Below are 25,586 nucleotides of genomic sequence, written 5' to 3' on the forward strand. Positions count from 1 at the left end.
ATGGCGCGGCAGGCCCTTTGCGTATACTGCACGTTATGTTTGCCCAGACTGCTTTGCGCCAGCGTTGCGCCAAATGGCTCATCGCAACCGGACTCTTCCTGATGCTCGGTGCCTGCGTTGAAAAACCCAGCACCCTCGAACGCATCAAGGAGGATGGTGTATTGCGCGTGGTGACCCGCAACAGCCCGGCCACCTATTTCCAGGATCGTAACGGCGAGACCGGCTTCGAATACGAGCTGGTGAAACGCTTCGCCGACGATCTTGGCGTTGAACTGCAGATCGAAACCGCTGACAACCTCGACGACCTGTTCAGCCAGCTCGGCAAACCGTCAGGCCCGGTGCTGGCCGCCGCCGGCCTGGTCAGCAGCGAGCAGCGCAAGGGCCAGGCGCGCTTCTCCCACCCTTATCTCGAAGTCACCCCGCAAGTCATCTATCGCAACGGCAAGACCCGCCCCACCAATGCCGCCGGTCTGGTGGGCAAGCGCATCCTGGTGCTCAAGGGCAGCAGCCACGCCGAACAGCTCGCCGAACTGAAGAAACAATACCCGGGCCTGGAATATGAAGAGTCCGACCAGGTGGAAGTGGTCGACCTGCTGCGCATGGTCGATGAAGGGCAGATCGACCTGACCCTGGTGGATTCCAACGAACTGGCGATGAATCAGGTGTATTTCTCCAACGTGCGGGTGGCCTTCGACCTCGGCGATGCCCGTGACCAGCGCTGGGCCGTGGCCGCCGGCGAAGACAACAGCCTGCTCAACGAAATCAACGAATTCCTCGACAAGGTGCAGAAGAACGGCACCCTCCAACGCTTGAAAGACCGCTATTACGGGCACGTCGACGTGCTCGGTTATGTCGGCGCCTATACCTTCGCCCAGCACCTGCAGCAGCGCCTGCCGCGCTTCGAAAAGCACTTCCGCACCTACGCCAAGCAAGAACAGGTGGACTGGCGCCTGCTGGCGGCGATCGGTTATCAGGAATCCATGTGGCAGCCGGAGGTGACCTCCAAGACCGGCGTGCGCGGCCTGATGATGCTGACCCAGCGCACCGCCCAGGCCATGGGCGTTTCCAACCGCCTCGATCCGGTGCAGAGCATCCGCGGCGGCGCCAAGTACTTCATGCACGTCAAGGAACAGCTCGACGACTCGATCAAGGAGCCGGACCGCACCTGGTTCGCCCTGGCCGCCTACAACGTTGGCGGCGGTCACCTGGACGACGCGCGCAAGCTAGCCGAGCGCGAGGGCCTGAACCCGAACAAGTGGCTGGACGTGAAAAAGATGCTGCCGCGGCTGTCGCAGAAGAAGTGGTACAGCAAGACCAAGTACGGTTACGCCCGCGGCGGCGAGCCCGTGCATTTCGTCGCCAACATCCGCCGCTACTACGACATCCTCACCTGGGTGACCCAGCCGCAGCTCGAGGGCAGCCAGGTCGCCGAAGGCAATCTGCACGTGCCCGGCGTGAACAAGGACAAGCCGGCGGAGCAGACCCCGCCGCTTTAAGCCTTGGCTCTTCGGGCCTTGAAGAACTCGCTCAGCACCGTCCCGCATTCCTCCGCCAGCACCCCGCCTTCATAGATCACGCGGTGATTGAGAAAACCCTGGGTGAAGAACTGTCCCTGGCTCTGCACGATCCCGGCCTTGGGCTCCAGCGCGCCATAAACCACGCGGTTGACCCGCGAATGCACGATCAGCCCGGCGCACATGCTGCACGGTTCCAGCGTCACATACAGGGTGCTGCCCGGCAGCCGGTAGTTGCTGGCGGCCTTGGCGGCGGCGCGGATGGCGACCATTTCGGCGTGGGCGCTGGGGTCGCTGTCGATGATCGGCCGGTTGAAGCCCTGCCCGATCACTTCGCCGTGCTGCACCAGCACCGCGCCTACCGGCACTTCGCCGAGGGCGGCGCCCTGGGCGGCCAGTTCCAGGGCCAGGCGCATGAATTCCTGATCGCGGCTGCGATCGATGATCTGCGGCCGCATCAGACCACCGCGATCGCGGCCATCAGGCCGGTTTCCATGTGGTCGATGACGTGGCAGTGGAACATCCAGGTTCCCGGGTTATCCGCCACCAGCGCCACCTGGGCGCGTTCATTCTTGCCCAGCAGGTAGGTGTCGGTGAACCACGGCTCGACAATGTTGTGGCGATTGGACGCGATGACCTTGAAGCTCATGCCGTGCAGGTGAATCGGGTGCTGGTACTGGGTCATGTTCTTCAACTCGAAGATGTAGCTCTTGCCCTTCTGCAACGTGGCGATCGGGCGGTCAGCGCAGGTCTTGTCGGTAATGTCCCAGGCCTGGCCGTTGATCTGCCAGAGGCTCGGCGGCCTGCCGTTATCGGTATCCACCGAGACCTTGCCGGCCCATTCGAAATTGAAGTTGAGTTTCTCGGCGTTCTCCAGGTCTGGCTCGGCGACCGGATTTTGCGGCAGCGCTGGCGGCCAGTCGCCCGGCTTGTCGGAGCTGGCGACCGAACGCAGGGTGCCGAGGCGCACGAAGCCGTCGCGCAGGGACACTTCCTCGCCCGCCTCGGGAATGCGGATCGCCAGGCAGATGCGCATGCCCGGGCCGAGCCAGTAGTCGTCTTCCAGCGGGCGCGGGGTGATGGGGTTGCCGTCGAGGGCATAGATCATCGCCTCGCAGTTGCCCTTGAGGTTGAGGCGGTAGGTCCAGGTGTTGTCGAGGTTGAGCAAACGCACCCGCACCACCTGCCCGGCCGGCAGTTCGCTCACCGCGTTGGCCTGGCCGTTGATGGTGATCAGGCGCCCGGCGGTGCCGTTGCGCGCGGCCTCGCGGGGGATGCTGAAGGGCAGGAAGGCGCCCTGCTCGTCTACATGCCAGGTTTTCAGGCTCAAGGTGCGTTCGTGCTTGAAGCCAGTCGGCTCGCGCTCTTCGACGATCAGCGGGCCGACCAGACCGCGGCCGAGTTCCTCGCTGCTGCTGACATGCGGGTGATACCAGTAGCTGCCGGCATCCGGCACGCGGAACTTGTAGTCGAAGAACTCGCCCGGCTTTACCGGCAGTTGCGACACATAGGGCACGCCGTCCATTTCCAGCGGCAGGCGGATGCCGTGCCAGTGAATGGTGGTTTCCACCGGCAGGTGGTTGATGAAGCGCACCCGCAGCCAGGTGCCCTGGCGCACCCGCAACTCGGTGCCCGGCGCCGACGGGCCGAAGGCCCAGGCTTCAGTCTTGAAGCCCGGCACCAGTTCCACGTCCAGCGGCGCGGCGATCAGTTCGTAGTCGTGCCCGGCGTTCTCGTCCTCGACCTTGCCCAGCCAGTAACGGGCCGCGCCACCGGCGCCCAGGCCAACCACCACCAGGCCGGTCAGCCCCTTGAGCATTTGTCGACGGGAAAAGGACATCGGAACAGGCACCTCGTACTCGCGGAAAACAACAGTTGGCCTTTATCTGGCCAGCGTGAAGGGCGAATACGATACACCCGCATTTATCAAAGATTAAGTGAAGTCTTGTCGCAGGGTGGGTTGCCAGCGATGAGGCCATCAGCAACAACACAAACCTGTCAACGCGACATCCGCTCGATCACCACCCCCAACGACGCCGGCAACATCGGCCCATGGTTCAACCCTTCGAAACGCTGGTAGCTGACCTGCAGCCCCGGAACCTGCTCCAGATCGGCAACCAACGCCCGCGCCGGCGCTTCCACATCACCTGTGCTCGGTCCGCGTGGCTGGGACGGTTCGGCGCTTCCGCGCATCAGCAGCAGGCGCGGATGGCTGTCGCCCAGTCGCGCCGACAAGCCTTCGGCCTCGCGCACGATCGCCCCGTCCCGCCACCACAACGAAGGACTCGCCGCCGCGTAATCGCTGAACTCGCCGGGCCGGCGGAACAACGCATGCAGCACGGCCAGGCCACCATAGGAATGCCCCCAAAGGGTCTGGCGACGACCATCAATCGGCGCAACCGCGGCGACCATCGGCCGCATGCGCTGATTCAACAGGTCAAAAAAACCATCCACACCGCCACTGGGCTGCCCGGTCAATGGATCAACCTGCTCCGCCAGGCCCGGCACCGCCGGGGTGTAGTCGTAAGTACGGGCGTTACGCTCAATGCGCTGCTCGGTCTGGTAACCCACGGCGACCAGCAGCGGCGCCTGGCCGGCGGCCAGTTCGCGCAACTGCGACGCTTGCAGGGTGCCGAGGGCGGCGTTGCCGTCGAGCATCCACAGCACCGGATAACCGGCAGCGGGTGCCGGGCGGTCCGGTTTGCCGACCCACAACTGGTAATGGCGCTTGCCGTCAGCGGAGTCGAGCGTGAGGGTGGTGAAACGGTAAGCGGAGTCCTTCTGCTGCAGCACGGCGGCATCCATTTTCTGCTCGGGCTCCGGCTGCGCCAACGCAACAGAGCCCGACGCCATCAGCGCCAGGCTCAGGAATAACGGGGTGAGGTTCATCAGGCATTCTCGTTATGTGCGCGATCAGCCGCCGCTTCCACGCGGAAGCGGCGGCCGGGGCCTTTTAGAAGGAGGCGGTCAGGCTGGTGTAGAGCGTGCGGCCCGGCTCGTTGTAGGTGGCGGCACCCGCACCATCGATGCCGTTCACGCCCTGAGCGTTGCCTTCGCGGAACAGGCGTTTGTCGAAGAGGTTTTCAACCCCGGTGGTCAGGCTCAGGTTCTTGGTGAAGGCGTAGGTGCCGCTCAAGCCCACCAGCGCATACGGCGACAACTGGTTATTGCCGTTACCGGTCACGCGATCACCGTGATAGTCGTACTTCTTCGGCGTCTGCTTGCCATACCAGGCCACGCTGGCCTGCAGCGACAGCGCGTCGGTGGCCTGCCAGTCAAGCATCGAGTTGAGGGTGTACTTCGGGGTCACCGACAGGGTCTCGCCGGTGGTCTTGTTCTTCGATTGCAGCATGTAGGTGAAGTTGTTGTTCCACTTCAACTGCTCGGTCAGCGGGATGGTCAGGGTGCCTTCGAGGCCCTCGACCAGCGCCTTCGGCACGTTTTCCCACTGGTAGACCGCGGAGTTGACGTAGGTGCCGGTGCCACCGGTGGCACGACCGACCGGGCTCATCCCCGATTCGATCTTGTTCTTGTAGTCGTTGCGGAAGTAGGTCAGGCCGGCGACCCAGCCGTCGTTCTGGTACTCGATCCCCAATTCCTTGTTGACGCTGGTCTCGGCTTCGAGCTTGTCGTTGCCTTGCAGGTAGCAACTGGTGCTCTGGCCGTAGCAGCCCTGGCCGCGGCTGTAGAGCAGGTAGTCAGGATTGAGCTGGTACAGGTTCGGCGCCTTGTAGGCACGGGCGATGCCGGCTTTCAGGGTGAGGTTGTCGGTCAGCGCGTGGGACAGGTTGAGCGACGGGCTCCAGTTGTCGCCGACGATGCTGTGGTGATCGAAACGCAGGGCCGGCGTGAGCATGGTGCCGGGCAGCAGTTCGATGTTGTCTTCGGCGAAGAACGAGACGATCTGCGCTTGCGAGCTGGTGTCGCGACCGGCGCTGGTCAGGCCGCTGACCGCGCCGCCTTCGCTGGTGGTCTGGGTGTTGGCGCTCGGGTCATCGAGCTTTTGCTGGCTCCACTCGGCGCCGAGGGTCAGGGTCTGGTCACGCAGGGCGTGCAGCGGCAGGTTCACTTCGCCGTGGGCGGTCAGGTCGCGCAGGGTCGAGGTGTAGAAATCGGTGTTGCTGAAAATGCCTTCGGTGCCGCCGGCCAGGCCTTCGTTGATCCGCTGGTTGCGGGTCTTCTCGTATTGCAGATAAGCCATGGTGCTGCCGAAGTCCCAGTCGCCGCGATGGGTGAGCGCGTAGTTCTCGCGGTAAAGGATGTTGGTCTCGTGGCCCAGCATGCTTTTCACGTTGGCGTTGGAGTTGGTGTTCTGGGTGTCGCCGGTATAGATGTTGCCCTGGCGGCTGAAGCCTGCTTCCAGTTCCAGGGTCTGCTCGGGGCTCAGGTGCCAGCTCAACTGGCCGTTCACGTCCTTGTTGCGCACACCTTCGCGGCCAGCCGGCAGCGTGCCGACCTGGTTACCGGTGCGGGCGGATTCGTGCCCGGCGTTGATGTCCCAGTCATCCGAATCGGTTTTCGCCACGTTGCCGTAGACCCGGTAGCTGAGGCTGTCGGTCAGCGGGCCGTTGAGCCCGAAGGTCACCCGTTTGCTGGTGCCTTCTTCGCCGTGCTGCGGGAAGTTCTGGTAGACGGTCATGTTGCCGTGGGTTTCGGCGCCGGCCTGCTTGGTGATGATGTTCACCACCCCGCCCATCGCGCCGGAGCCATAACGGGCCGCCGCCGGGCCGCGAATGACTTCGATGCGCTCGACCTGATCGGCCGGCACCCAGTTGGTGTCACCGCGCGAATCGCGCTCGCCGCGCCAGCCGTAACGCACCGAGCTGCGGCTGCCGACCGGCTTGCCATCGACCAGGATCAGGGTGTTTTCCGGGCCCATGCCGCGGATGTCGATCTGGCGGTTGTTGCCGCGCTGGCCGCTGGTGGAGTTGCCGGTCAGGTTGACCCCGGGCATGGTGCGGATGATCTGCGACAGGTCGGTGGCCGGCGGGCGCTTCTTGATGTCCTCGGCGGTGATGATCGACACGCCCGGCGCCTGCTTGGTCTCTTCCAGTGCAGTGGCAACGACGTTCTGGCTTTCCAGCTCGACGACCTGCGGTTCGGACGCCGCCTGCACGGCGGTGGACAACAGGCAACTGGTCAGCAACAGGAAGGGAATGCGGGGGACTGGGCGGGGCAACATCTTTCGATCTCCGGAACGTCGCGCTGAATGCAAGAGATCACGAATGATAATGACTGCCAATTGAGAGTAAAGCTCATTAACTTTCTAAACATTCCTCCGCGACGGGCAGCACCAGATGAAGCACCAAGCCCGGATGGCCATTGCTGGCCCACAGCGTTCCGCCCTGCAACGCGATGCCGCGACGGGCGATCGCCAAGCCAAGGCCGAAACCCGCGCCGCTGCCGGCCAGACGCTGGTAAGGCTCGAAGATGCGTTCAAGGTCGGCCTCGGCGACGCCCGGCCCCTGGTCCGTCAATTGGAAATGCCAGCAGTCGCCCTCGCGCACGCCATCGAAGCGGATCGTCCCACCTTCCGGCGAGTGGCGAATGGCGTTGCGCAGCAGGTTTTCCAGGGCTTGGGCAACGCTGTCCAGATGGCCCTGAATCCGGCAGTCGGCGGACAGTGTCGAAGGCAAGCGCGAGCGCACCCAGCCGCTTTCGAAACAGGCGTCTTCGCACAGCGCCTCCCACACCGAGAGCATCTGCACCGGCTCGGTGGACAGCTCCGGTTGTTCGGTGTCCATCCAGGCCAGGTCGAGGGTGTCTTCCAGCAGCCGCTGCATGCCGTCCACTTCCCGGTCCAGCCGCTCGCGCAGTTGCTCCGGCGGTACGCCGCTGTCGTGGGCGATGCGCAGCCGCGCCAGCGGCGTGCGCAATTCGTGGGACAAGGTACGTAGCAACAACCGTTGCTGATCGAGACTGCGCCGCAAGCGCCCGGCCATATGTTCGAAGGCCTGGGCCAGTTCGCCCAGTTCATCGCGGCGCTCCTGAAGCGGCAGGCCGGGGCTGTTCAGATCATCCGCGCGCAAGGCGTCGGCGCGGTCGCGCAGGCGATTGAGCGGCACCACCAGATGGCGATAGAGCGCCAACCCGAGCAGCAACGCCAAAACCGCCGGCGCTATACCGTGGGTGACCAGATGGGTCCAGGGCGTCAGGCCGGTGGGCAGCAGGCGCTCCGGCAACTGAATGACCAGCCGGCCGTCTTCGGGATGCTCGGGGAATTCGATGCTGACATACGGCAATTCATCTTGAAGCCGCCGGCTCATGGGCCAGTCGAGCTTGCGCATGAAGGTCAGATGGCTGGCATCTTCAGCGCTCAGCGGCGTGGTGCCGAGGCTTTGCAGATAGGGCCCGACCAGCGCCACCCAGGTGTCTTCCTGCTGTGCGAGCTGCTGGCGGTAAGCCTCGGCGCCCTCGGCTCCGCCGTCGCGCCACGCCCGTTCAGCCTGCTCGGCATAACGCGCCAGATAGGTTTGATCGGCGGCGCTGAGAAAGTAGGTGCTGCGCTCCACCGACAGGCCCCAGGTCCAGATCAGCCACGTCAGCAACAGGCAGAAGCTCACCAGTATCAGCGCCAGCTTCCATAACAGCGGATGACGACGCATCAGGACGGTTCCGCTTCCACCAGGATGTAACCCTGACTGCGCACCGACTGGATCTGCACATGCGCCGCGCCGATGGCGGTCAGCTTGCGCCGCAGGTTGCAGACGTGGACGTCGAGGCCGCGGTCCAGCCGGGTGTAGGCGCGGTGCAGCACCGTCTGATAGAGAAACGCCTTGCTCAACGCCTCGCCGGGGTGGGCGCGCAGCGTTGACAGCAGGCGGAATTCGGAACCGGTGAGCCCGGCGTTGCGGCCCTGGTGAACGACGTCCTGACGCTCCTGATCGAAGGTCAGCGAACCGCTGTCGCTGCCCTGCTCGTCGCGCCGCCGATCCAGCGCCACCCGCCGCAACAGCGCATCGACCCGGGCGTCCAGCTCGGCGAGGCTGAACGGCTTGGGCAAGTAGTCATCGGCGCCGCGGGTGAAGCCACTGATGCGATCCTGCTCGGCGCCGAGGGCCGACATCAGCATCACCGGCACCGACTGATGCCGACGCAGATTGTCCAGCAGGCTTAGGCCATCGATCCCCGGCAGCATGATGTCCAGCAGCACCAGATCGAAACCGCCCTGTTCCATCGCCGCCAGGGCCTGGGTGCCGTTTTCGCAGGCATGAACGTGAAAACCACGGCGCTGGAAATGCTGCTCGAGGTCCTGACGCAGGTTGAGGTCGTCTTCGGTAAGGAGAAGTCTGGGGGACACGGACAGTGGCTCTGGGTGGTAAGTGATTGCAATTGCGAATCATCCCATTTCACCCCGGACGGGAGCAATGACATCGGTCAGCCCGGCGCGATTATTCCACCTGACGCAATAAAGAACTGCCAACAACGCCTATTCCGCCAAAAAGCGTTCGGTTCCACACTGGCCTCACGGATCGGGACTCACCCCGCCCCGCTCACTCAAGCCAGGAGCCGGAACATGAAGATCCATCACCACCCTCTCTCGGGCCATGCCCATCGCGCAGTTCTGTTCGCCTCGCTGCTGGGCGTACCCCATGAGCTGATCGAAGTCGATCTGGCCGCCGCCGCGCACAAGTCGCCGGCGTTTCTCGCCCTGAATCCGTTCGGCCAGATTCCAGTACTGGAGGATGGCGAGATCGTGATCGCCGACTCCAATGCCATCCTCGTCTACCTGGCGAAGAAGGCCGGGCGCACTGACTGGCTGCCCGAGGACGCGCTGGGCGCGGCACGGGTCCAGCGCTGGCTGTCCGTGGCCGCCGGCGAACTGGCCTACGGCGTTTGTGCTGCGCGGCTGATCACCGTGTTCAACGCCAGTTTCGACGCTGACGAAGTCATTGCCCGCGCCCATGTCCTGCTGGGCCGACTGGAACAGCACCTGGCCGACCGCGAGTGGCTCGCTGCCGCCCATCCGACCATCGCCGACGTGGCCATCTACAGTTACGTCGCTCGCGCCCCGGAGGGCAATGTCGACCTGTCCGGCTATCCCGCCGTCAATGCTTTCCTGCGTCGGGTCGAGGCGCTGCCGGGCTTCGTGCCCTTCGCCCAGAGCCGCGCCGGGCTGAGCGCCTGACCCACCCGGGTTCAATTCCCACGGGAGCAACGGACATGGCCGAACACCTGAACACGCTGTCCACCTGGCATGAAGGCGAGAAATTCATCCAGGAGAAAGTCGGCGTCGCCGAGCGCATGGAAGGTGTCGGCCAGCGGGTCATACGGGATTTCATGCCCGACCAGCATCGCGACTTCTACCGCCAACTGCCGTTCATCGTGCTCGGCAGCGTGGACGCCGAGGGCGATGCCTGGGCGACCTTTCTCGAAGGCCGGCCTGGTTTCATGAGCTCGCCGTCAGCCACTGCCCTCGATATCGCCGCCCGGCCGGACCCACTGGATCCGGCTGGCCTGGGGATGTTCGATGGCGCCCCCGTCGGCCTGCTCGGGATCGAGATGCACAGCCGGCGGCGCAACCGTATGAACGGGGTGCTGTCGGGTCTCGCCCAAGGCTTTCGGGTCGAGGTCGACCAGAGCTTCGGTAACTGCCCGCGGTACATCCAGTTGCGGGACTTTTCCTTTGCCCGGGATCCGCAGGCTGCGTTCGCCGGACAGATCGAAGCACTCCCCACCCTCGATGCCCGGGCGCGATCGCTGATCGAGGATGCCGATGCCTTTTTCGTCGCCACCTACGCCGACCGCGAGGAACGCCGTCAGGTCGACGTGTCCCATCGCGGTGGCAAGCCGGGCTTCGTTCGCGTCGGCGAGGATGGCCTGCTGACCATCCCCGACTTCAACGGCAACCTGTTCTTCTCGACCCTGGGCAATATCCATCTCAACGGCAAGGCCGGTCTGTTGTTCGTCGATTACCAAAGCGGCGATGTGTTGCAGATGACCGGCGATGCCGAGGTCATTTTCGATTCGCCGGAAATCGCGGTATTCCAGGGCGCCGAGCGGCTCTGGACGTTCAAACCCCGGAAGATCGTCCGCAGACCCGGCGGCCTCGCCCTGCGCTGGGCATCCCGCAAAGACGGCGAGGCTGACAGCTCGCTGATGACCGGCGACTGGCAGCAGGCCGACGAGCGCCTGCGCGCGGTCGAACTCGCCACCCGCTGGCGGGTGCTAAAAGTCTCCCGCGTGGTGCAGGAAAGTGCGTCGATCCGTTCCTTTCACCTCGAACCCACCGACGGTGCGGGACTGCTGCCCCATCTGGCGGGCCAGCACCTGCCCATCCGCGTCCGCCTCCCCGGCGCGGACAAACCGGTCATTCGCACCTACACCTTGTCGGTCGCGCCGTCCGACAGCCATTACCGCATCAGCGTGAAACGCGACGGCCGGGTGTCCGGCTATCTGCACGACGAACTGCGCGAAGGCGACACGCTAGAGGCGCGGGCGCCGGCGGGCGATTTCACCCTGGACGCCGCGGACCCTCGCCCCGCGGTGCTGATCGCCGGCGGCGTCGGTATCACGCCGATGCTGGCGATGCTGCGCCACCTCGTCTTCGAAGGCGCGCGCACCCAGCGAATCCGCCCCGCCACGCTGTTCTACGCCGCCCGCTCGACGGCGGAGCGTGCCTTCGATGAGGAACTGGCGGCGCTGGTCGCCATGGCCAACGGCGCCGTCAACGTGGTCCGGGTGCTGAGCGACACCCAGGACGCTGCGCACGGCATCGACTACGACGCCGCAGGCCGCATCGACATGCCGCTGCTCGGGCGGTATCTGCCCTTCGGCGACTACGCGTTCTACCTGTGCGGCCCGCCCGCATTCACCCAGGCGATCTACGACGGCTTGCGCGGCTACGGCATCGCCGACGAGCGCATTCACGCCGAGGCTTTCGGGCCCGGCTCACTGACCCGCACCGGCGCCAGCGCCGCGCCCGTGCGCCTGCCGCCCGCAACAGCGCCAGTGGCGGTCACCTTCATGGACTCGCTGAAGGAAGCCCGCTGGACGCCGGAGTCCGGCACCTTGCTGGAACTGGCGGAAGCCCGTGGCCTGTCACCGGAATACAGTTGCCGCGAAGGCCATTGCGGCACCTGCCGCACCCGCCTGCTCAAGGGCGCGGTCACCTATATCAAGGAACCCAGCGCCAGCGTCGGCGACGATGAAGTGCTCATCTGCTGCGCGGTCGCGGCCGGTGAGGACCCGATCCAGCTTGAACTTTGACTTCTCTCATCACCCAGGAGCCTGACCATGTCACGTCCCCCGCTGCCACCGTTCACCGAACAGAGCGCGATCGAAAAAGTCCGCCTGGCCGAAGACGGCTGGAACAGCCGCGATCCTGCCAAAGTTGCGCTGGCCTACACCACGGACACCCGCTGGAGAAACCGCGCCGAGTTCGTCCACAACCGCGCCGAAGCCGAAGCCTTCCTCACCCGCAAATGGAACCGCGAACTGGACTACCGGCTGATCAAGGAACTGTGGGCCTTCACCGGCAACCGCATCGCCGTGCGCTACGCCTACGAGTACCGCGACGACAGCGGCCAGTGGTTCCGCGCCTACGGCAACGAGAACTGGGAGTTCGCCGAAGACGGCCTGATGCGCGCGCGCCACGCCAGCATCAACGAACAGCCGATCCGCGAAGAAGACCGCCAGTTCCACTGGCCGCTGGGCCGGCGCCCGGACGATCACCCGGGCCTCAGCCACTTCGGCTTCTGAAGCCGACACTGGAAGGATGCGCAAAATGGCACATAATCCCGGGCACCCCGACGGCGTCCCGGGACTCACCGGAGATGCCCATGACACGTCCCTGACCCGAAGGAAACCCACCGCAATGGACCGTTGGCTGGCGATGCGCGTCTTCGTGAACGTTGCGCAAACCGAGAGCTTCGCCAAAACCGCGCGGCAGATGCACATGAGCGCACCGGCGGTGACGCGCATCGTGGCGGCGCTGGAAGACCTGGTCGGCGCCCGCCTGCTGGTGCGCACAACCCGCTCGGTGAAAACCACCGAAGCCGGCGCACACTATCTCGCCGACTGCCGGCGTATTCTCGGTGATATCGCCGAAGCCGAAGCCGCTGCGGCCGGTCACTACAGCGAGCCGTCCGGGACATTGGCGATCACCGCGCCGATCCTGTTCGGCCAGTTGTACGTACTGCCGATCGTCACCGACTACCTCGACGCCTACCCCGGCATGCATGCGCGGACCCTGTTCATCGATCGTCAGGTGAATATCGTCGAGGAAGGGCTCGATGTTGCCGTGCGCATCGGCCATCTGGCGGACTCCGGCCTGACTGCGGTGCGGGTCGGCGCGGTACGTCACGTGATCTGCGCGGCGCCGGACTACCTTGGAAAACGCGGTACCCCGACCGCCCCGACAGACCTCAAGGACCACCGCATCGTCGCGTCCAACAGCTCATGGGCTTCGCCGGAATGGCGCTTCGCCGGTGGTCAGCGAATCGGCATCGACCCGGTGCTGATGTGCAATACCAACCAGGCGGTGATCGATGCGGCGCGTTCGGGTTGGGGATTGACCCGGGTGCTGCATTACCAGGTCGGGCCAGCCTTGCTCGCCGGTGAATTGCAGGTGGTGCTGGAGGAATTCGAAGAGCCACCGCTGCCGATTCACCTGGTGTATCCCGAGGGCCGGAAGGCGCCGGCGAAGGTGCGGGCGTTCGTGGATATGGCGGTGGAGCGGTTGCGGGGCAATCCGCTGTTTGGGGGTGTTCGTCAGTAACGGGTCTTTGCCGGCAAGACCGGTTCCCACAGGTTCCAGGCTGGTGCTTGCCAGCAATGAATCGAGCAAGCCCCGGCCAATGGCCGGGGCCCCATCAGCTCATTACGCCGAATGCACCTTGCGCCCACTGACCCAGGTTTCCTGCACCGGGATATCGCGCATGCCAGCCGCATCGGCGGCCTTCCATTGCAGCGGATCCTTGGCCAGGATCACCAGGTCGGCCTGCTTGCCCGGCAGCAGCGAACCGACCTGATGGTCAAGATGGCATTGCCAGGCCGCATCGATGGTCACCGCGCGCAGGGCCTGGTGCACATCGAGGCGCTCTTCCTTGTTGAGAATCCGCTTGTTGTCATCCTGCTCATCCACCACGGCTTCCATCACCCGGCCAATCGCCTGCTCCATGTAGCGCAGCGGACCGAACGGGGTGACGAAACGGTCGCTGTGCAGGCTGATGCGCAGGCCACCTTTCAACGCCGAGGCGCAACGGTCGAGCATGTCGGCGCGTTCCTCGCCGAGGATGGTTTGCTGGAATGCCTGGCCCCAGTAGCCGACATGACCGATCAGGAAACTCGGTGAGATCGCCATGCGCTTCATCAGGGCAATGGCGTCGTCGTGCAGCAGCGAGCAGTGTTCGATACGGTGGCGCTGGTTGGCCCAGGCCGGCACGCTGTTGAACGGCGGCTCGGGCAGCGGGGCCTTGTCGGTCGGCGGATTGCACAGGGCCAGTTGGTAGGCGGACAGCACGTTGTCGATCGCTTCGTCGCCGTTGGCGTGGGTCAGGATCGGCCAGCCCTTGGCGGTGACATCGGCCATGACATTGGCCAGTTCGCGCACCGGGTTGTAGTTGAACAGGCCGTAGGCGCCGACGCCTGGTACCTGATGCTCATGGCAACACTTGTAGGGCTCGCTCTGCAGCCCGGTGAGCCCCTGGTTCGAGCCGTCGGCGATCAGTTTCATCGCGCGCAACGTGAACAGCTCGTTGCCCTCGCTGTCCAGTTCGGGATGGTAGGACTTCAGCCACATCTTCAGATCGGCGTCATCGCTGCCATACAAGGCCCCGCCTACCCGCAGCGTCAGTACATGAGTCTTGGCCAGCAGCCTCATCAGGCCGATTTCATACTGCTTGCCGACCAACCCGACGCTCGCATCGAATACCGTGGTGATTCCACGCTTGTTCGCGTCACTGAAGACCTGTAACAAGTTGCGGAAAAACTGCAACGGTCCCGGTTTAGGCAGATGCGGGATCATCAGGGCCGATTGGGTTTCGGTCAGGACGCCATCTTTGTATTCCTTGTCGAGACCGGCCAGCTTCAGGGCCTTGGTGTTCGCATAGCTGATATGACCGGACGCGTTGAGCAGGAAGATCTTCAGCTCAGGCAACTCGGGGTAAAGGCCATCAAGCGTGGACGCCTGGATGTCCTGCCAATCCTTCATCAACGAGGGGTCGACACCGAACCCGGTCACCCATTGCTGATCCTTGGGCTTGTCTTTCACCGCCTTGGCGGCCTTCACGATCTCGGCCTCGACGTGGGCGATGCTGTATTCCCTGTTCAGGCTTTGACCCTGAATGGGCGACAGATCGGTCCATCCGGTGATCAGTGCGGTAGACATCAGGTGCGCATGGGCATCGATCAAGCCGGGCAACAAGGTTTCTTCCGGCTTCAGCCGGCGATCGACCGGCGTGTACTGCTGCATCGCCTTGCGGACATCGTCCAGTGCGCCGCTCGCCTTCACCTCGCCCTCGGCGATACCGATGGCCTCGACCTGCTGCCCCGCCCGCTCGGGATCAGGGTAGATATTGCCGCCAAAGAAAATCACGGCTTGCTGACCTCCATGGGGGGCCAGTGTCTCGGCCTCGGCGTGCAGGGCCTGCCAGGCTTCGGCTGCGTGCTCGAAGCGCGGCAGCATGTTGGGGGTACAGCAGGCACAGCCGAATTGAGGTTGTTGCGACATGAGTGATTCCTTTCAGTTTCAGAGAGGGTCTGTGGAATGACGATGAACATCGCATGGCACGATTTCAGTCCGGTTATCCTCGCGTCCGGCAATGCGAAGAGGTCGAGAGGCCGTCCTGGTCCGTGCTCGATCGCCCGGCTAACTTAGCACCGCAGCGGGTGCTTGTAGTCAGGATAAAGTCAGTGTGCATAGCATCTAGCCATCACTCACCCGCCACAGAAAAGTCCGCAGCGTGCGACCAAATGCTTCAGCCGAGCAGCTCGACGCCGCGCGCGCGATCCACAACTTCTGCACCAGTCTTCGCATCGACGACCCCGAAGCAGCCCTGCGCGTCGATCCAGCCGATCCGGGCACCATCGGCTTGCCACACCACTGCCCTGATTGCGTGGGTGCTCGGTTGCAACGCCATGGTTTGGGTCTGCCCGTCCTCGATGACAACGAGCTCCCCGTCGCGAGTACCCACCGCAAGCCGACGCGCATCGTCGCAGAGCGCGGCGCACCGGGCACGGTGGACGATCGATCCTTCGAAGGCGATATCTTCGGTCCCGGTGGTGATGACGAGGTAGTCGTCCCAATGAATGAAGTAGTGCCCACCGCTTGCACTCAGGCCGAAAAGGCCGTCGAGGTACGCGAGGCGCATGCCGTCGATCGGATGGTGTTCGGAGACGACACTGTTCGTTGCGCGGTCCCAGATCATCCAGTCAATGGCCGTTAGCAGGGTCAGTTGTGCCTCCCCTCCGCCAAAGCGATCGAACCGGACCGCAGTTGTGCCGTCCTCGCAGATTGGGGTGGAACCGATAGGGCCATCGCCATTCGCCGACCAGAGGAGCCCACGACGCTCGTTGTCGACCGTGACATAAGTGCGCGGCGCCACAATGCTGCCTTGAAGCACAGGGCCCGCACACGCAAGGCTGTCGATGAGCGAGCCGTCGGCTGTCTTGAGGATCGAAACCGCGCCAGCGGGGCCGGCCACGAGCAGCGACGCTCCGTCACTAGATACGGCAAGCGCACTGATGGGCCCGGATGTGTACGCACGCATTCCCCATGCCGACTCATCCGCGAGCCGCACAAGGATGCCTTCACGCGTACCTATCCAGATCGCGGCCGGCTCAAAGGCAATGGCGGTGGCAAAACTCATCAGCACTGTCTCCCGAAGACCAACGCGTTCTCGATGTTGGGCTCGCCTGGATTGAAATTCCACTGGCTATACCACGAGGGGTGGTGGTCGTTGCTCGTGAAGTTGGTGTTGTAGTGCACGAAGGTGTCACGCCCGTCCCACGGCGCGATGTTGGCCATCGCGGGTTCGTTAGTGACGCCGAAGGTGAACCCGGCGGTAAGTTCGCGGCTCCAGTGCACTGATCCATGGATATACAGCCATCCACCAGCCCTGACGACCGTCGGTCCGTAATGCCGATAGCAACGCAGGAGATACCCCTGAAGCCCCAGCGTGTCGCTCACGGACGAGTAGTGGGTTTGCACGTTGTTGTTCGCGAATTCGTTCAGCGCTCCGTAATTGACAATGGCGCTTCTGTCGGACTCGTAGACGAATGCGGTTTGGATATCGATGTTCCTGGCTGAGCAGTCTGCGGGGTCGTACTGGCCGAAAACAACGGTGTCGGGAGCATTCAAATGGTTCAGCCGACCGCCGCCGTTTCCTCGCACGAAGTCGCGCTGGCGGCCAATTGACTTGACGGTCGCCGCCGGGGCCCTGAGAGCAACCGTACCCAGGAGGGGATCGAGCTGAGGGCGGGAGAGCGGTGCACCGTTATATCCAAGCGAGTAGACGCTGACCGCCATGCCGTTCTTGCTCGCGTAATTCTGCGCCCTCCTGGACGGAGCGTCGTTCCCTGCTCGCCATTGTGTCAGCCCCATCACGACGCACATGTGCATGCCATAACCGATATGAGGGTTGTTGAAGATGCACGCGTCGAACGCACCGTAGGTGGCGAGCACATTCTGCCAGTGTGCCAGGATCGTCGCATCGAACTGCGTGTTGCGGCGAATCATGTTCTTGTCGAGCGCGGCCTGGACGCTCTGTCGCTGGTTGTGATTATGGATTTCCGTGCCATCGACTCCGTTGAGGACCATCATGTCGTCGGAAACTGCGCCGGGCAAAACGACGTCGTACTGGGTGACGACGATCCATTTGAATTCGTTAGCCACGTTGCTGGCATCGCCGAACTTTTGAGCGAGGTTGACGGCGTATTCGTACGACGTCCCTTCACCAACGATAAGGAATTGCTTGAACTGGACGAAATACTCGACGTCGATGACCGCGCCGTGGCGTTCGACAGCCAGGCGAAGCACGCGGTTGTCCTGACTTGAGTACTGAACCTGGTCGTGGTTGGCGTTCACTGCGCTCGCGACAGGCTTGGCGACGCCATCGACCGAGAGTCGCACCTGGCACGAAGCGTCGATGACGCCGAGGATCCTCTGGATGCTGACGTCGTGGGAAGAGACACAGTCGAGGTTATCGATAGTGAGTTCCACTGCGGGAGCCGGATCGGCCGAGCCGGCCAGATCGGTATCGACCGCAGCATCGGCACCAGCAGCATCGGGCGTCGTCACCCGCCGGACCTGCGCCGCGAGAGTATTCCACGCCCGTACCCAGCGGATGTCAGCGGCCTCGCCTGGCCTTCGCGTCGTCACACGGACCTTGAGGGTGAACGTCCCCGCAACCGGGACGCTGATCTGCGCCGCCGTCTGGTTTGCCACCCCCGTTGGATTGGCGGCAACGCCTGCGGTGCTTCCCCGCCCTTCCCACAGCCGGGTGGGCGCACGAAGGAACACAGCGACCTCGGCGTTCGCGAAGTCTGCGGCCGCATCGTAGACCAGGGTAACCAGGCCATTGCCGTCGGTGGTCAGGTCCTGCCCAGGGTAGCCCTCGACCCTCACTTTGATATCTGTGTTCGCGAGCACGGGCTGGCCGTTCGCACGTCGATTGCGCACCTGGATGACGAGGAACCCACGCGGGTGGATACAGGGCACGATGGCACTTCCCGCCAAACCCGGCGGCGGCCCCAAGCGCGCTTCAAGGAATGCCATGCGTCACCCCGCTGCGCGCTCGAGCGCGTCGAGCTTGCCCGCACCAAGGAGATCAGGATCGCGGAGTATCGGCCCGAGGATCTGGTGATCTACGGGGTCCATGCCGATACGAATCGCGAGCAGACAGAGTCGGCGAAGGTCGTCGGTGAGAAGGACGCCATGGGCCTGGACCTCATGGACCACGTCGCGCAGTAATACACGCAGATCAGCCGTTGTCTTGTCGCGGCAGGCATCGGGGGTCTCGATGTACGCACGCTCGATCACGCTGTCGAAAAAGCGGTCCCAGCTCGCTTCTTCGAAGAAGCGCATCTGCTCGCGGCGAATGACTAGCATGGAGAGGATAGGAAACGCGCTTCACCCACAGGGAAAGCGGTGCTCTGAATACAGGTTTCAGGTGCCGAACGACGGCCATGAGGGTCGCTGGAAAGCATGTAACCGATCCTCTCGAGAGTGGACAAGGGAATGTCGAGTCGAAAGGAACTTAGGTTAGGCGGGAAGGAAACTCAACTGACGCACCGCAAATATCTGCCCTGAAACGGTTGACCCGTCCAGGGTTCACGCCTCGCAGGCAAGTCGATAGAGGAATTCCGGGAAATAACTGTCACTACGCAGCTTCGGAATCCTGGATCGACTTGCCCGCTCGGAGTTCGCAGGCACAGTCGCGCCTGCTAACCGAAAGGAAACGTTACTCCCACTCTATTATCAATAGGCACATATAAACCCTTGGAACCGCACTCTTTAAAGCAACTGCTATTTCGAGACCATGAGAAATACCATATGGGAAACTCCTCTTGAGGGTGATATCGCTAGGAAACACCTCCCCGGGGCAACGCCGGTAAAAGTTGCCGCATCAACACCGGAATCCGGAGAACATCAGCCCATAATCGAATCGGGCGACTGATTGGGATATCGTCTCATCCAAGCTGTGAGAGGCAGGAAGCGGACGGGTTGAGCGGATACGGCTTGGGCCTTAACGGCGCAGCGCAAATGCTGCAGCGTCCTCTGCGCCGTGAACCTCGGCGTCAAGCAGGCGCTCGTAGATCGTCATCGCACGAGTTTTGATCTCTATTGGTGAGCGCTGAAGTGCAATCACAAGCCCTATAAATTCGCCGTCGTACAACCCTCCAACATTCCTATCTGGCGATATACGTGCAAGATCAGTTGCAGCCTCTGCGATTTCAAGCACAAGCATTTCAAAGCCTGGATAAAGCAACAGGTGCTGAAGCGAGCGTACAAACAGCATTCCCATCGATTCTCGGAGCAGATCAATATTTACTGCAACAGAAGCCAGCAGAGCTCGCGTCATCTCATCGGGAGGTAATCGCTCGCCACGATCTACAGCTGTAGATAGAGCATGAGCCTCAAACCCACTGACAATACTGGCGACAGGAATGAGGTAGGCATGCGAGCGGCTTCGAATATCAAGATCAAGTTCACCCCACCCCGCTGCAGCCGCAAATAACACGCCAGACCTGGCAGAAATATCATTCCCGGCCATCACCGCTTCGACTATCTCGCCCATCCCACAGGAAGCAGCGCTATCGACAATCACGCTAGCAGCAGAGAACTCACCACCAATCTGCCTAAGCTTATGATCGCTATGACTGAGCCAGAAGTTGACAATCTCCTGCTGTAGGCTCGTATGCATGCGAAAGCGCAGTCGCCACAACGACTGGACTACAGCTGCATCTTCGAACGCCGCTGGAAACCTCCGCCAGATCGCCTCAATCAGTTCGCCCACTCTTGCCGCGTCCGCCCACCAAAGTTCATGCGACCTGAACATTAGAATCGCACTCCAAACATCAGGATCCTCAGGATGACTAACGTGTAGTTCCAACTCCGCGAGCCAACCATCACAATCCACGCCGTCACGATGGAGATATCCCGCTGCGATCGCTGACAGCAGCGTGAAATTGCGCTGAGGGAGAAAATGGATCCCGCCGCCCCGGCCAAACAGCATGGCCTCAGGGCGTTGATCTGGTTTCTCATTCCGCTCACGATTGGATTTTTTTAACTCGGCATGACGTACTGTTTCTGCGGCCAGCACATTGGGGTCGCGCTGCAGCCAGCCCTTGAGCAACTCGATGTCGCGACCCTCAAGACCTTTCAGGCGTTTAGCGAGTGCCTCCATGGCGCTGGCAACATCATGGCGAAAGCTAGTCGACGAAAAGCCACGGGATTGGGCATCCCAAATCAAAGTTTTTTGTGTCTGAGCGTCAACTGCCTCAACCGCCGACAACTCCCTAATCGCGGCGCCCGTAACTTGCTCGTGCAGACCCGGTTGTAAACGCGGAATGATACGAAGAACACGATCTGGAGACGACTTCGCAAACGCGGCAAAAGCCCGAGACAACTCAGTAACACCGCCCTTCAGCCAGTGAATCGGGTGCTCATGGCGGCCAGTATGGTCATTTACTGCATCGAACATTTTGATAATCGCATCGTCACCGGCTTTCGCCATCTGATCGTGGCTCATGGGTGATCCAACGAACTGCGCCATCCTCCGACCGCCGCGCTTTGCTTGCAGCGTGGGCTGTTCGACCTGCCACTCCTCAACTTGCCTACGACGACGGGGCGTCAGCACTTGCACAGGTAATTCGGCAAGTAAACGTAACCTCTGCTCATCAGACCAACGGAGCAATTGCCTTCTGTGGGCAGGATCTCGCTCTTCCTGTAACTCTTCCCCCCAAGGCTGCCAAGCCTCGATGTAATCGCGCATCTGCTCAATATCAGCGAGAGAGAGGTAGGGAGTGATCTGGGCAATCAGTGTCCTTGACGACCAACCGCAGATTATGTGGCCGACACTTCTTTCATCGTCGAACGTGTCGCTACCTAGATGAAGACGCCGCTGATCGGCCAGGAGAAACGCGAGCGCATACTCAGCAAATACAGCCGAGTTCGCCGCCAGGGTATCGGCCACTAGCGACTGGACCTCGTCAATTTCTACAGCAACAACAGTAGCAAGCAAGGTGCGCACACCTAGAGGGTCAGAAACTGCTGACTCTTCGAGCACACTCCGCAGAAGCTGCGTCAAATGCCCCCCGCCAGAGTCATATTTCCAATCGTATGGAACAGATATCGATTGCGGATAACGACGCCCCGGCCGCCCATCACCAACCTCTCGCGATGCCACCCCGACAAACCAAGGCAGGAGCCGTTCGGCACAATAGAGCGGTGCGGCTGCCGCGATCTTTTCAACACCATAAACCCTGATGCCATTGTGCCGATCCGCAGGCTGCAACTCAGCCCAAAATGAGATGAGATCCAAAGCAACGCGGGTGTTACCGTTTTCATGCAAAGTCTTGGCGTAATGGGATATCGCCCAATCTGCCAACTTCGTTCGATTAAAGATCGTACGGACATGGGTGATTGCACGGTCGGTCGCAATACCAGAACGCTCAAAGAGACTAAACACGTCTCCGTCATGTGAAGCATCCGACCAATAGCGGTCGACCAGATCCATAACTTGGCTCGAGTCCTCAGCAACTTCTCGAACGAGCAGCATAGTCGCATTCCAGCGATGCTTTTCGTCCTGCAGAAGAAACGGAAGGAGCGGCAGCACCCCTGACCTCCAGCACGGCCATCTCATCGCTACCTGCCTGAATGCCCGATTCGCAAGTGCATGATCGTTACGCACCATCCAATCGACCCAAGCAATATCACTTGCGCTCGGATCATCAGCACTCGCCAAATAATCGGCCACAAGATGGCGCAAATGTCTGCGTGTCTTGGGGTTTGGTAGCAACAAGCGGATAGACACCTCATAGGAAGCCATATCAACCCTTCGCATGTGCTCAAGGCCGCGCAAGACTGTTCCCCGCGCAAATAACCCTTCCTGGCGACTCCATGCGTAATCAGCCAACTCTTGTGCTGTTCGGAGTGTCTTAGCCTGGAAATCATCAAGCCATGACTGATGACTGAATCCAATACTGGCGTCTTCACGGATGACGATGCCAATCGACTCGGCCCAACGCAGCATCTCGCTGTAGTCCGGGTCATAGTAAGCGGCCGGCCGCCAGAGACTCTCATACTGCGTCATGTCAGCTGCGAGCTGGCGCAAGAACGCCAGACACGAAGCACGCGCGGTCCCTACAGGTAGTTTTTTGTCGAGCCATCGATCAAGTAAGTTTGCTGCTGTAAAATCCGCAGGATTCAAGCCAGATTTGGCAAGATCGACGTATATACCGAGAGCAAAAGGTGTACGCAGCGCTTCTTTGAGACTATCCGGAACGACCGTGGAGTCGATACCGAGCTCACCAAGCAGTGTGGATATCCGCTCGAACGGAGGCAGAGTAAGTAGTAATTCATCCGCATCAAGCAACCTAAATCGAGCGTCGAACTTCGCCTCAAATGGTCGCGAAGAAACGATGACATGAATGGGAAGCTTATTGCCCTCTTGACTCTCTGCCTCCTGTAGCCGAGACGCAAGGCGAAGTAAGACCTGCATACGCTGTGAACTCTGGTCCATCACTTCACTGACAGCGTCAAGCTGATCAATGATCAGCACAACCGGGGCTTCAACCGCCAGCGAGAGAAGCTCCTGTTCGATATCACCTGACATACCAAGATCGCGAGCTAGGTCGGCGAAATTCACAATATTAGGACTAAGCATGTCGGCCTTTATCGCTAGCACAATCTGGCCGCGGGCTTTGAGGGCACAATACAGCTCAGCGAGAAGTGCTGACTTCCCAGTCCCTGCTCCTCCGACGACCAGCGTGGAGCCTGCTGGATGCCGATTGATCCGCTGGATCAGATCGTCGAACTCTGGTCGCTCTATATGCTGCCCCCAAATCAGTTGAGGCCAGTCGGCCAGACCGCGCGACCCGCGCGTAATGTCTTCCTCAACATCAGCTCTGGTGAATGTTTGTGTGCTCTTTGAGACCAAGCCAACTGCAGCGAACCGAGCCTCAATCATGGCCTCGGCATCCTCCACAGCCACGACAAGTTGAACTTTGAAAAACCGCTGACGGACAGCAGGGATGCACTCCAGTAACGCGTCTAGGTCGACTGGTCTTAGAAGCTCATATTTCAAGTTCTTCAGGGCCGTCCTGATGCCTGGCATGACAGCCTCGATCTTCAGCATCGAGAATGCTTCATACTTTTTAATGACGTCGGTAGCCAGACCTAAAAGCTCTGTTTCATTGGCAGTTAGCCAAGCCTGAGGCACATCGAAAAAATCGGTTGTAGTACTGGCAGGATCCGAAGCAAGGGCAAGAATAAATCGGAAACCGGCCGGGTCGGGCATAAGCGCCGGCTCAAGCACGACATTTAGAAGGAACTTGATTACCTCACGGAGCGTGTCCGGCCGGGTGAAACCAGCCTTAACCTTTTTGCACTGAATAAGCCCAACTGGCCGCTCATCCTTCGTGAGCCAAACATCCCGCCCTTGATCAGCCCCTGTGACCATCAAGCGAGCATTGCTGTACCACGACGACTCAGATGCACACCCTCGATAGATGCTGTAGAGGAGAAGTTCAAAATCAGCGTCTATTAACGCAAGATAATTTGCTCTATCTGGTCCCACACGCCCTTCGTCTACTGCCCTGACGTGAGCGTACGCAACGTTAATCTCATCATCTGTGAGGACTTTCATACTAGTCTTCCGTATTTGACGATTTCTAGCCACCGACAAAGAGCTGCTGCCAACACAATACGGCACTTTCAATAGCGAGACTAAGCGCCACTAGCGCGGGCATGAAAAAACCGGCCGAAGCCGGTTCTTTTATTCAGCGGTGCGGGATCATTCCCACTCAATCGTCGCCGGCGGCTTGCTCGACACGTCGTAGGTCACCCGCGAAATCCCTTCGATCTCGTTGATGATCCGGCCGCTGACAGTTTCCAGCAGCTCGTACGGCAGGTGTGCCCAACGCGCGGTCATGAAGTCCACGGTCTCGACGGCACGCAGTGCGACGACCCAGGCGTAGCGACGGCCATCACCAACGACGCCCACCGATTTCACCGGCTGGAACACGACGAAGGCCTGGCTGGTCTTGTGGTACCAGTCGGCTTTGCGCAGTTCTTCGATGAAGATGTGGTCGGCACGACGCAGCAGGTCGGCGTATTCCTTCTTCACTTCGCCAAGGATGCGCACGCCCAGGCCCGGGCCCGGGAACGGGTGACGGTAGACCATGTCGTACGGCAGGCCCAGTTCCAGGCCGATCTTGCGGACTTCGTCCTTGAACAGTTCGCGCAGCGGCTCGACCAGCTTGAGGTTCATTTCCTCAGGCAGGCCACCAACGTTGTGGTGCGACTTGATCACGTGAGCCTTGCCGCTCTTGGCGCCAGCCGACTCGATCACGTCCGGGTAGATGGTGCCCTGGGCGAGGAACTGGATGTTGTCCAGCTTGCTGGCCTCGGCATCGAACACGTCGATGAAGGTGCGACCGATGATCTTGCGCTTCTTCTCCGGGTCGGACTCACCGGCCAGGTTGCCAAGGAACTGCTCTTCGGCGTTGGCGCGGATCACCTTGACGCCCATGTTCTCGGCGAACATGGCCATCACTTGCTCGCCTTCGTGCAGACGCAGCAGGCCGTTGTCGACGAAGACGCAGGTCAGTTGGTCGCCGATGGCGCGGTGCAGCAGCGCGGCAACTACAGAGGAGTCGACACCGCCGGACAGGCCCAGCAGCACGTTGGCCGAACCGACTTGCTCGCGAACCTGGGCAATGGCGTCCTCGACGATGTTCGAGGCGTTCCACAGGGCTTCGCAGCCACAGATGTCGAGGATGAAGCGCGACAGGATGCGACCGCCCTGCTTGGTGTGGGTCACTTCCGGGTGGAACTGCACGCCGTAGTAGCCGCGGGCATCGTCGAACATGCCGGCGATCGGGCAGCTCGGGGTGCTGGCCAGGACGTGGAAGTCCTTCGGCATCTGGGTGACCTTGTCACCGTGGCTCATCCACACGTCCAGGCCGAAGACGCCGTCGTCGTCGACGTGGTCTTCGATGCCGTCAAGCAGGCGGCTCTTGCCGACCACGTCAACGCGGGCATAACCGAATTCGCGAAGGTCCGAACCTTCGACCTTGCCGCCCATCTGCTCGGCCATGGTCTGCATGCCGTAGCAAATGCCCAGTACCGGTACGTTCAGGTCGAAAACGGCCTGCGGCGCGCGCGGGCTGTTGGCTTCGTGGACGGACTCTGGACCGCCGGCGAGGATGATGCCGCGCGGGTTGAATGCACGAATGGCTTCATCGTCCATGTCGAACGGGTGCAGTTCGCAGTACACGCCGATTTCGCGCACGCGGCGGGCGATCAGCTGGGTGTACTGGGAACCGAAGTCGAGAATCAGGATGCGGTGAGCGTGAATGTCGAGGGCCATGACTCAATCTCGTCAGTGGTAATCGGAAACGACGCGG

Annotated in this window: 17 protein-coding genes; 5 read left to right on the forward strand and 12 right to left on the reverse strand. The window is 61.7% G+C overall.

Annotated elements, in window-relative coordinates; translation table 11 throughout:
- Positions 1-35 precede the first annotated feature (35 nt).
- The gene (gene mltF / locus CKW37_RS04340) at positions 36-1,496 is read left to right on the forward strand and encodes a membrane-bound lytic murein transglycosylase MltF (RefSeq protein WP_095154210.1); all 1,461 of its coding nucleotides are present in this window, start codon (positions 36-38) and stop codon (positions 1,494-1,496) included.
- Here mltF and tadA read toward each other — a convergent pair.
- The 6 genes from tadA to CKW37_RS04370 all read right to left on the reverse strand — a co-directional run bounded on the left by tadA (position 1,493) and on the right by CKW37_RS04370 (position 8,814).
- Positions 1,493-1,972, reverse strand: coding sequence for a tRNA adenosine(34) deaminase TadA (gene tadA / locus CKW37_RS04345; protein ID WP_095154211.1), 480 nt, complete (start codon positions 1,970-1,972; stop codon positions 1,493-1,495). The genes mltF and tadA overlap by 4 nt on opposite strands.
- The gene (locus CKW37_RS04350; RefSeq protein ID WP_095154212.1) at positions 1,972-3,354 is read right to left on the reverse strand and encodes a multicopper oxidase family protein; all 1,383 of its coding nucleotides are present in this window, start codon (positions 3,352-3,354) and stop codon (positions 1,972-1,974) included. The genes tadA and CKW37_RS04350 overlap by 1 nt, the downstream gene beginning before the upstream one ends.
- 158 nt (positions 3,355-3,512) lie before the next feature.
- Positions 3,513-4,403 (reverse strand): alpha/beta hydrolase, encoded by an 891-nt coding sequence (locus CKW37_RS04355; RefSeq protein ID WP_095154213.1) that lies wholly within the window; start codon positions 4,401-4,403, stop codon positions 3,513-3,515.
- 64 nt (positions 4,404-4,467) lie between these two features.
- Positions 4,468-6,696 carry a TonB-dependent siderophore receptor gene (locus tag CKW37_RS04360; RefSeq protein WP_095154214.1) on the reverse strand — a complete coding sequence of 743 codons (2,229 nt, stop codon included), beginning with the start codon at positions 6,694-6,696 and terminating at the stop codon, positions 4,468-4,470.
- Positions 6,697-6,772: 76 nt separating this feature from the next.
- On the reverse strand, positions 6,773-8,119 hold the full coding sequence (locus tag CKW37_RS04365; RefSeq protein WP_095154215.1) for a sensor histidine kinase: 1,347 nt from the start codon (positions 8,117-8,119) through the stop codon (positions 6,773-6,775).
- On the reverse strand, positions 8,119-8,814 hold the full coding sequence (locus tag CKW37_RS04370) for a response regulator transcription factor (protein ID WP_095154216.1): 696 nt from the start codon (positions 8,812-8,814) through the stop codon (positions 8,119-8,121). The genes CKW37_RS04365 and CKW37_RS04370 overlap by 1 nt, the downstream gene beginning before the upstream one ends.
- A 216-nt stretch (positions 8,815-9,030) precedes the next feature.
- On the opposite strand from CKW37_RS04370, the gene CKW37_RS04375 reads away from it, so the two are divergent.
- From CKW37_RS04375 to CKW37_RS04390, 4 genes are all read left to right on the forward strand, one after another.
- Positions 9,031-9,642, forward strand: a complete 612-nt coding sequence (locus CKW37_RS04375; protein WP_095154217.1) for a glutathione S-transferase family protein — start codon at positions 9,031-9,033, stop codon at positions 9,640-9,642.
- 35 nt (positions 9,643-9,677) lie between these two features.
- Positions 9,678-11,723, forward strand: a complete 2,046-nt coding sequence (locus CKW37_RS04380) for a pyridoxamine 5'-phosphate oxidase family protein (RefSeq protein WP_095154218.1) — start codon at positions 9,678-9,680, stop codon at positions 11,721-11,723.
- Between the two features lie 27 nt (positions 11,724-11,750).
- A complete protein-coding gene (locus CKW37_RS04385; protein WP_095154219.1) occupies positions 11,751-12,215 on the forward strand; it encodes a DUF1348 family protein in 465 nt (154 codons plus the stop codon).
- Positions 12,216-12,330: 115 nt separating this feature from the next.
- Positions 12,331-13,233: a LysR family transcriptional regulator gene (locus tag CKW37_RS04390; protein WP_095154220.1), complete on the forward strand. Its 903-nt coding sequence runs from the start codon at positions 12,331-12,333 to the stop codon at positions 13,231-13,233.
- Positions 13,234-13,335: 102 nt separating this feature from the next.
- Here the strand turns inward: CKW37_RS04390 and CKW37_RS04395 are convergent, their stop codons facing one another.
- The 6 genes from CKW37_RS04395 to guaA all read right to left on the reverse strand — a co-directional run bounded on the left by CKW37_RS04395 (position 13,336) and on the right by guaA (position 25,549).
- Entirely contained in the window at positions 13,336-15,186 is a 1,851-nt protein-coding gene (locus CKW37_RS04395; protein ID WP_177454396.1) for an amidohydrolase, read from the reverse strand.
- Positions 15,187-15,433: 247 nt separating this feature from the next.
- On the reverse strand, positions 15,434-16,324 hold the full coding sequence (locus CKW37_RS04400; protein ID WP_095154221.1) for a WD40 repeat domain-containing protein: 891 nt from the start codon (positions 16,322-16,324) through the stop codon (positions 15,434-15,436).
- Complete coding sequence (locus CKW37_RS04405) at positions 16,324-18,231, reverse strand: hypothetical protein (protein WP_095154222.1); 1,908 nt, start codon at positions 18,229-18,231, stop codon at positions 16,324-16,326. The genes CKW37_RS04400 and CKW37_RS04405 overlap by 1 nt, the downstream gene beginning before the upstream one ends.
- Positions 18,232-18,234: 3 nt before the next feature.
- A complete protein-coding gene (locus CKW37_RS04410; protein WP_143501875.1) occupies positions 18,235-18,540 on the reverse strand; it encodes a hypothetical protein in 306 nt (101 codons plus the stop codon).
- Between the two features lie 661 nt (positions 18,541-19,201).
- On the reverse strand, positions 19,202-23,824 hold the full coding sequence (locus CKW37_RS04415; RefSeq protein WP_177454397.1) for an ATP-binding protein: 4,623 nt from the start codon (positions 23,822-23,824) through the stop codon (positions 19,202-19,204).
- Positions 23,825-23,971: 147 nt separating this feature from the next.
- The gene (gene guaA / locus CKW37_RS04420; RefSeq protein WP_095154225.1) at positions 23,972-25,549 is read right to left on the reverse strand and encodes a glutamine-hydrolyzing GMP synthase; all 1,578 of its coding nucleotides are present in this window, start codon (positions 25,547-25,549) and stop codon (positions 23,972-23,974) included.
- Positions 25,550-25,586 lie beyond the last annotated feature (37 nt).

The organism is Pseudomonas sp. Irchel 3E13, from assembly GCF_900187455.1.
Lineage (GTDB): Bacteria > Pseudomonadota > Gammaproteobacteria > Pseudomonadales > Pseudomonadaceae > Aquipseudomonas.